Origin of the sequence: Roseomonas sp. CECT 9278, assembly GCF_918698155.1 — a bacterium.
Lineage (GTDB): Bacteria > Pseudomonadota > Alphaproteobacteria > Acetobacterales > Acetobacteraceae > Neoroseomonas.
On record NZ_CAKKLX010000104.1, the window covers coordinates 1 to 3,028 of the forward strand.

The 3,028-nt window shown below is 70.7% G+C and carries 2 protein-coding genes and 2 tRNA genes; all 4 read right to left on the reverse strand.

Annotation, left to right across the window (positions count from 1 at the left end):
• The coding region (locus LQ222_RS26070) for a GTP-binding protein (protein WP_230169796.1) at window positions 1–126 on the reverse strand (126 nt) is incomplete at its 3' end.
• Between the two features lie 89 nt (window positions 127–215).
• Window positions 216–289, reverse strand: a tRNA-Gly gene (locus tag LQ222_RS26075).
• 67 nt (window positions 290–356) lie between these two features.
• Window positions 357–439 (reverse strand) — tRNA-Tyr (locus tag LQ222_RS26080).
• 112 nt (window positions 440–551) lie between these two features.
• A complete protein-coding gene (locus LQ222_RS26085) occupies window positions 552–2,660 on the reverse strand; it encodes a catalase (protein ID WP_230169795.1) in 2,109 nt (702 codons plus the stop codon).
• Window positions 2,661–3,028 lie beyond the last annotated feature (368 nt).

Below are 3,028 nucleotides of genomic sequence, written 5' to 3' on the forward strand. Positions count from 1 at the left end.
CGCACCACCCGCCTTGGCCAGAACCTTGGTGATCGCCGCCGTCAGCGACGTCTTGCCATGGTCCACATGCCCGATCGTGCCGATGTTCACATGCGGCTTGTTACGCTCGAATTTCGCCTTCGCCATGGTGTCCCGCGTCCTCGTTCCGAACGATGTCTGCCAACCAGGGGACGCCGCCGCTGCGACGACGCCCGGAAACCCAATCCACGCTTCGCTGGAGCGGGTGACGGGAATCGAACCCGCACAACCAGCTTGGAAGGCTGGGGCTCTACCATTGAGCTACACCCGCGCCGCGAGGCGCTGACCTGCCAAAACCCAGCCCCGCGCCCGGCATATGGAGGCCCCGGGCGGCGGTATGGAGGGGGTTGGATTCGAACCAACGTAGGCGTACGCCAGCGGATTTACAGTCCGCCCCCTTTAGCCACTCGGGCACCCCTCCGCAGCCGCTTGGCTTTTGATGGCCGGCGGAAGCGCGCGGGGTTAACCGCATGGGACGCGCGCTGTCAACGATCGGCGCGGCGCCGGGCCCTGCCCCGCCGCCGCGCCTGCCGTCAGGCCAGCATGCGCAGGCCCGGCTCGCGGTCCCACTGGCGCCCGGCGGCCAGGCGGATGAAGGCGTCATCCGCCTCGTCGATCGCGACGATCCGCTCGTCGTCGCGCACATTGGCCTTGTCCAGCAGCGGGCGCGCCGCCGCCGTGAAGCCGATCGCCTTCAGGTGGGCGAAGGCGGCCGCCACGAAGTCGACCGCCGCGGCCTCGGCCAGCAGCGATTCCACGCCCTTGGCCGAGACCACCAACGCCACCGCGTCGAACAGCACCGAGGGCGTCCCGGCGAGCTGCCCATCAGCCTTCAGCAGCCGGTTGCCCTTGAGCTTCACGCCGCCGATCCGCGGCGCGACGATCTTCGCCGAGGCCCCCGCCGCCTGGGCGGCCGCCACCACGGCATCGACCACCGCGCCATCCGCGCCGTCGGTCACCAGCACGCCGATCGCGCGGCCCTCCAGCGTCTCGGGATACTTGCCGATGATCCGCAGCGCGGCGGATGGCTCCATGTCCAGCACCGGCGCCGCCGGGGGGCTGGCCTTGGGCAGCGGGGCGTTCAGCCCATCCGCGACGCGCGCGGCCAGCGCCGGGTTCACGTTGACCAGGTTCGCCAGCACGCGGGTGCGGACATGCTCCAGCGTGACCTTCGACAATTCGAAGACCAGGGCGCTGGCAAGATGCGCCTGCTCGACCTCGGATTGCGAGCGGTAGAACAGCCGCGCCTGGCTGTAGTGGTCGGCGAAGCTCTCGGCGCGCAGCCGCGCCTTGGCGTGCTCGACAGGGGCGCGGAAGCTGCGGAAGCCGCCCTTGGGGTCCTCGCGCGGGCCGCCGTCCTCGCCCGCTTCCGCCAGGCTGTTGGGCTCGTAGTTGGCGCGGCCCTGGAAGACCTGGGTCTGCACCTGCCCGTCGCGCTGGAAGTTCTGGAAGGGGCACCCCTTGGCGCGGTTGATCGGGATCTGGTGGAAATTCACCGTGCCCAGGCGGGAGAGCTGCGTGTCCTGGTAGGAGAACAGCCGCCCCTGCAACAGCGGGTCCTCCGACACATCGATGCCCGGCGGCAGGTTGGACGGCAGGAAGGCCACCTGCTCGGTCTCGGCGAAGAAATTGTCCGGGTTGCGATCCAGCACCATGCGCCCGATCACGCGCAGCGGGTGCGTCTCCTCCGGGATCAGCTTGGTCGCGTCCAGGATGTCGAAGGGCAGCGCGTCCGCTTCCTCCTGCGTCAGCAGCTGCACCGCCAGGGTCCATTCCGGGAAGTCGCCGGCGGCGATCGATTCGTACAGGTCGCGGCGGTGGTAGTCGGGATCGGCGCCGGCGATCTTCACCGCCTCGTCCCAGCAGGTGGACTGGGTGCCGAGCTTCGGGCGCCAATGGAACTTCACGAAGGTGGCGCGGCCCTCGGCGCCGATCAGCCGGAAGCTGTGCACGCCGAAGCCCTCGATCATGCGCAGCGATCGCGGGATGGTGCGATCGGACATCGCCCACATGATCATGTGCATCGATTCCGGCATCAGGCCCACGAAATCCCAGAAGGTGTCGTGCGCGCTGGCGGCCTGCGGGTAGCCGCGATCGGCCTCCATCTTCACCGCATGCACCAGGTCGGGGAACTTGATGGCGTCCTGGATGAAGAAGACCGGGATGTTGTTGCCGACCAGGTCCCAGTTGCCCTCGGTGGTGTAGAATTTCACCGCGAAGCCACGCACGTCACGTGGCGTGTCCACCGACCCCGCGCCGCCCGCGACGGTCGAGAAGCGCACGAAGACCTCGGTGCGCTGGCCGACCTCGGTCAGGATGCGCGCGGTGGTGACGTCCGCCAGGCTGTCGGTCAGCTCGAAATAGCCATGCGCGGCCGACCCGCGCGCATGGACGATGCGCTCGGGAATGCGCTCGTGGTCGAAGTGCTGGATCTTCTCCCGCAGCACGAAGTCTTCCAGCAGCGTCGGCCCGCGCGCGCCGGCCTTCAGCGAGTTCTGGTTGTCGCTGACCGGCACGCCATGATTCGTCGTGATGCGCTGGTCGGGGGCGCTGGCGGTCTGGTGCAGTTCGCCGGCCGCGCCGGTCTCCGCGCCGACCACCCGGGCGGCGCCCGCGCGCGCCTGCTTGTCCGATTTTGCCATGACCAAACCCTTTGTTTCGGCGCCGGCACCCCGGCGCGGTGTGCGCGGGACGCCCTCGCGCCGGCCCGAAGGCGGCGCGCCTGGGTCGCCCGCAGGGGTTGGAACGCCGGCCACGCGCCTTGGTTGCCGGACGCAGGCTGGACAGATGCCCCGCGAGACGCAGGATGCGCCCATGCCACGCCCCCCGCGGCGGCCCGATGGCCGCACACCGAACCGCCCCAAGGGCGCCCCGCCCCCGGGCGGCCGCAAGCCCCGACGCCCCGCCGGGGACGCTCCCGCGCCGACGCCGCGCGATGAGCCACGCCCGCCCCGCCGCCCCGCCACGAAGCCCGGCCGCACCGAGGGCCCGCGCGCGCCCGCGCCGCCAC